The following is a 5376-nucleotide window of genomic DNA, read 5'->3' as shown; positions in this document are numbered from 1 at the left end:
AAAAGGGCTTAGATACCCTGGTGGTCTATGATGATTTGAGTGCTCATGCCAATAGTTATCGTGAACTGTCCCTTTTACTGCGTAGACCTCCTGGACGTGAAGCGTTTCCTGCGGATATTTTTTATCTGCATTCCCGTTTATTAGAGCGCTCCACCTGTCTTTCCCCTGCTATGGGCGGCGGCAGTATGACCGCGTTGCCTATTATTGAAACCAAAGAAGGTGAAATGGCTACTTATATTCCAACGAATCTCATCTCCATCACCGATGGGCAAATCTTTTTTGATGAATCCTTATTCTCTTCTGGATTTCTTCCCGCCATTGACATCACCCAATCAGTCTCACGAGTCGGTGGTAAAGCGCAGCATCCGCAAATTAAAAAAGAAGCCGGTCGAATGAAACTCGATTACCTGCAATTTCTTGATTTGGAACTGTTCACTCGCTTTGGGGCGAAACTGGATACCAAAATGCAAAAGCAGATTAAAAAGGGGCGCGTTTTAAGAGAAATTCTGAAACAAGAACGATGCGCACCACTACCTATTGAATTTCAACTCGCATGGCTTATTGCCTACAACGAGGGGTTCTTTGATGAATTGAAGTTAGAAGACATCCCCCAAATCCTCAAAAAAATAGAGGAAGAAATAAAACAGAGTAATTTATCCTTGGGAAGCCCAAAAGCACAATGGAAACAGGCGATAAAAGAATGGCTAATGGCATAGAACGGACTTCTTATCCAAAATAATGAGTCTCATTGACCACTGGGATGTATTATGACCAAGCGAACGAAACTAAAAGAACATGTTCATTCCTTAGAAGAAATTGGCAACATCATGACGGCCATGAAAAATCTTTCTTTAATTGAAACAGGCAAAATCACTCAATTTCTTGCCATGCAGGACCAAGTCATTCAAACCATTCGTGAGGTGAGCCAAGATTTTTTAAGTTTCTATCCCATGCCCCCCATGAATCAACAAGAAAATCACCCTTTGGTTTCAATTCTTATTGGCTCAGAACGAGGCTTTTGTGGCCCTTTTAATGATAATGTACTTCATCAGTTAGAAGCGCGCAAAGAGCAACATGCTGAATTAGAACCGATGCTCGTTCTTGTGGGGCATAAGCTGGCCTTAAAAATGGCGAATGACTCTCGTGTCATCGCCACAATAGATGGACCCAATGCCATTGAAGAAATCCCAGCCGTGATTTCAAACGTGTTACACGCATTAGAAAAAGCCTTATTACAAAGAAATAAGACATGGCATTCTTGGCAATGGACTATTCTTTTCAATGAAGAAGAGCAAAATCAAATTCAAGTAAAAACCTGGCAGCCCTTTGAAGAATTGGATACACGTCCTACGCATCAGTTTTCTATACCACCTGTTTTGAATGTATCCAAAGACCAGTTTTTCGCTGACTTGGTGGAGCATTATTTACTGGCCAAGTGTTATTCGATCTTTTACCAATCGTTTTTTGCGGAGAATCATCAAAGACTGTTTCATTTAAACCAGGCATTAGATCGCTTGGAACATAAAAAAAATGCATTAAACCATCGTCTCAATTTACTGCGCCAAGAAGAAATTACCGAAGAAATTCAGAATATTTTACAAAGCGCCGAAGCGATTATTGGTCATGAGCCCACATAGAAAGGCAAGGTAAACTATAATATACTGATTAGATTGAGTTTCTAATCAATAGAACCCTTTGTAACGCAGCAATAAAGAAAAAGATGCAGGTTATGCAAGAGCTCTAATGGAATGAATTATTCCATGAATTCGTAGTCATACCTTTTTGAGTTATTGGAAATCGGTTACAGAATATGAGATAGACTCATATGAGGCGCGAAAACACTCGTGTGGACTGCTCCACTTAAACCATTTGATGAATTGACAGGTTAAGTGAGCTTTGGAGGGAAAGGATGCTGTTTCAATACACTAAAAAGTTTACCTTACTTCGATGGGTTCAAACATTATCCGTTGCGTTCCTGTTGGCGGTGGCTTCTGTCTCCTTTGCTCAACCCACCGCGGATGAACATGCCGCACATCATCCAGGAGAAAAGGAGAAAGAAGGCGAGGGAATGAGTGGTATGATGAAAAGCATCGGTACCTCCTCTAAGGAACTTTACCCCTCTTTAATGAGTTTACCCATATTATCCCCCGAAAAACGCCTGGAGATTCAACAAAGGGCACACCAGCGCATCACCTCAGGTATTGCGCTCATGAAAAGTGGACTTAGCGAGCTTTTGTCTGCATCCAACAATAACGATTACGCTAAGATGCAGAAAGCATTAGAAAAATTACGGGAAGGGATTGTGCAATACGAGAGTGCCCTGGCCACCCTTCGTGCACTGACTGAAGGAAAAAATCCTCGTGACATCGCCTTGCAGTGGTTTAAACAAGAAATGAATCTTCTTCCAAGCAGCCCCCAAGCCGAGAATGTCTTAGGTGGTCCTTTTTTTCATTTAACGATTATCGCTCTATTTAGTTTGTTTTTTTTGGTCATGATTTGGATGTATTTTTTCAAAATGAGAAGAGCGGCTGCATTGCTTGATCGCTTAACAAAACAAAATACGGCTGGTTCTTCAGAGACACCACCCCAATCTTCAAAAACACCCGAACCAACCCCTTCCTTAATACCAGTAGAGCCCAGTAAATCCTCTAAAGTGTCTAAAGTGCCATCAGAAACTGCCCCAACTACTCCTCCTACCTGTCCCGCTCATAAATGCCCAGTCCCGCAATTTCCAGTCATGAGATCGCTCACCGAACCGGAAGAGAAATGGGAAGGACAACTTCGTGTTTGTCGTATCTTCCAAGAAGCACCAGGAATAAAAACGTTTCATTTAGCGTCACTTCATGAGGTGGCTTTGCCATTTACCTATTATCCTGGTCAGTTTATTACGCTTACCGCGGTGATTCAAGATAAAACAATCAGGCGCAGTTACACCATGGCGTCTACCCCAACCCAATTGCATTATTGTGCCATCACGATCAAACGAGAAGAGCACGGCTTATTTTCTCGTTATTTGCATGACGAAATTAAGGAAGGGGATTTACTGGAGGTGATGGGGCCTAATGGTAAATTTACTTTTACTGGTGAAGAGGCACAAAGCATTGTACTGATTTGTGGAGGGGTTGGTATTACCCCAATGATGAGTATCATCCGCTATCTCACCGATATTGGATGGCACAATGACATTTATTTGCTGTACTGTTGTCGCACTACAGATGAATTTATCTTTCGCGAAGAATTAGAGCAACTTCAAGAAAGATACCTGAATCTCCATGTGTATGCCTCGATGCTGCGTTCAGAGGGAACTGTTTGGATGGGATTACAAGGCTTCTTTACCAAGAATATCATCAGCCATCTTGTCCCTGATATTGCTTCTCATCGCATCCATGTTTGTGGCCCTCCCGCGATGATGGAAGCTATCCTTGCTATCTTAAAAGAGCTTAACGTGCCCGCAAATTCGATTCTAACGGAAGCATTTGGACCAGAAAAGAAACCCGAAATAGCACAAGAAGACTTGGAATCCATCAAAGCCGATACTCATGCGATGGTTTCTTTTAGAAAATCCAACAAAATGGTTCCGATTTTGCCAGACCACACCGTACTTGAAATCGCTGAAGCCAATGGGGTTACTATTGATAATGCGTGTCGAACAGGTCAATGTGGGTTATGTAAAGTACCCTTGCTGTCTGGAGAAGTGACCATGGCCTGTGAAGATGCTCTTTCAAAAGAAGACAAACAACGAGGGCTTATCTTAGCGTGTCAGGCCAAGGCGACTCAAAACATTGAGGTGGATGCTTAATGAATACGCAAGGACGTATGGTGGTTTTGGGCTTAATCCTGTTAATGCTTATCACGTGGTTAGGCTTTGCCGTCCATACGTCTTCTCGTTTTGCCGGGAGTTTTTGGGGTGGTGTGTTTGGCGTGAGTGGTTCGATATTGATGCTGATTCCGCTCCTCTACCTCTTTGTTAAACGCATTTCATTTGTGAAGAATTGGGTAACGCAGTATGTGTCCATGAATGCCCTATTGTCATGGCATATTTATGCAGGCATTATTGGTTCCATTTTAGTCTTGATTCATACTGGGCATAAATTTAATAGCGCGCTAGGCATTGCTTTGACTGCCATGACGCTCATTGTCACGCTCAGTGGTTTTATTGGCCGTTATCTCATGGGCTTTATGAGTCAGGAAATCGATGAAAAAAAGACTATCCTGATGGGATTACAAAAACAATACCAAATCGTGGCTCAAGAACTACAAGCAAGCGCACACTCTAATAAGAACATCGGGAAATTACATCTTATGACAGCTCGCTTTCTTTCCTGGCTGCTTGAAGACACCGCATTGGATGGTCAGTTAATCAAGTCGGCAGAGGTACGCGCTTTGTGCTTAGCGGATGCCATCTCTGAGCTGGAATACGCCATTCGTTTTCACGAGCACTTCAAGCGCCTGTTTCAAAAATGGTTAACATGTCACATTATTATAGCGCTGGTATTGTATGTTCTGCTCGGTCTGCACGTGTGGTCTGGGATTTATTTTGGATTAAGGTGGTTTCAATGAAGCTTAGCCGGGCCATCCTCGCTGCCCTTATGGTAATCGCAGCACTGTCTTTTGTAGCCTATTACCTGTCCTATCATGGAGATGAGGCAAGCAGTTTGATTCAATTGGCCGAGTGGCAAAGAATGGCAAACCCTGGAGAACTCTCCAAGGCCCATTCGTTTTTAAGTCACAACTGCACTGCGTGTCATACCCCAGTGAAAGGGGTTGAGGCAGTAAACTGTATCGTCTGTCATGCCAACAACGAATCTCTTTTAAAACGCCAGCCAACCTCATTTCATGCCAACATAGGCGGTTGTGTCGCGTGTCATACAGAGCATCAGGGCAAGAGCGCACGCCTGACTCAGATGGATCATAATGCTTTGGTTTCGTTAGGGCTGCAGCAACTCAATGCCTTTTCAAAGGCAAATGATGAAGAAGAACAGTTAATTAATCAGGTTACACTCTTTTTAGCACAGAATGAATCCAATAGGCCAACCGTACTGGTCAATCCCCATTTATCACCTCAAGAACTGACCTTACGCTGTTCCTCTTGCCATCAAAGCAAAGACAAGCACTTTAAGTTATTTGGTGACGATTGTGCTGCTTGTCATGAAACGGCTCATTGGAACATCTCTGAATTCAGACACCCATCCCCGCGCTCAATGGATTGTGCTCAATGCCATCAAGCGCCACCCAGTCATTATATGGAACATTTTAATATGATTTCAAAAAAAGTGGCTCATGAGCATGAAGCCCGTGTCGATCAATGCTTCCTTTGCCACCAAACCACGTTGTGGACTGATATTAAAGGAGTTGGGTTTTATAAGCATCATTGAG

General features: G+C 43.0%; 4 protein-coding genes and 1 pseudogene. All 5 read left to right on the top strand.

Going from position 1 to position 5376, the window contains the following annotated elements:
• Positions 1–716 (top strand): annotated as a pseudogene (locus ACWTEW_RS27675) (F0F1 ATP synthase subunit alpha); the annotation flags it as partial.
• A gap of 51 nt (positions 717–767) precedes the next feature.
• Positions 768–1637, top strand: coding sequence for a F0F1 ATP synthase subunit gamma (locus ACWTEW_RS27670; RefSeq protein WP_454783606.1), 870 nt, complete (start codon positions 768–770; stop codon positions 1635–1637).
• A gap of 272 nt (positions 1638–1909) precedes the next feature.
• Positions 1910–3799 (top strand): FAD-binding oxidoreductase, encoded by a 1890-nt coding sequence (locus ACWTEW_RS27665; RefSeq protein WP_454783605.1) that lies wholly within the window; start codon positions 1910–1912, stop codon positions 3797–3799.
• Complete coding sequence (locus ACWTEW_RS27660) at positions 3799–4560, top strand: hypothetical protein (protein WP_454783604.1); 762 nt, start codon at positions 3799–3801, stop codon at positions 4558–4560. Before ACWTEW_RS27665 ends, ACWTEW_RS27660 begins: the two co-directional genes overlap by 1 nt.
• The gene (locus tag ACWTEW_RS27655) at positions 4557–5375 is read left to right on the top strand and encodes a hypothetical protein (RefSeq protein ID WP_454783603.1); all 819 of its coding nucleotides are present in this window, start codon (positions 4557–4559) and stop codon (positions 5373–5375) included. The genes ACWTEW_RS27660 and ACWTEW_RS27655 overlap by 4 nt, the downstream gene beginning before the upstream one ends.
• The last annotated feature ends 1 nt before the right edge of the window (position 5376 follow it).

Source organism: Legionella stuttgartensis (genome assembly GCF_977063405.2).
Note: the sequence above shows the minus strand (reverse complement) of the source record. Positions and strands in the feature narration are given on the sequence as shown.

Coding starts and splice junctions, on each gene's coding strand:
- ACWTEW_RS27655 (WP_454783603.1), top strand. CDS start 4,557: ATGAAGCTTAGCCGGGCCATCCTCGCTGCCCTTATGGTAATCGCAGCA.
- ACWTEW_RS27670 (WP_454783606.1), top strand. CDS start 768: ATGACCAAGCGAACGAAACTAAAAGAACATGTTCATTCCTTAGAAGAA.
- ACWTEW_RS27660 (WP_454783604.1), top strand. CDS start 3,799: ATGAATACGCAAGGACGTATGGTGGTTTTGGGCTTAATCCTGTTAATG.
- ACWTEW_RS27665 (WP_454783605.1), top strand. CDS start 1,910: ATGCTGTTTCAATACACTAAAAAGTTTACCTTACTTCGATGGGTTCAA.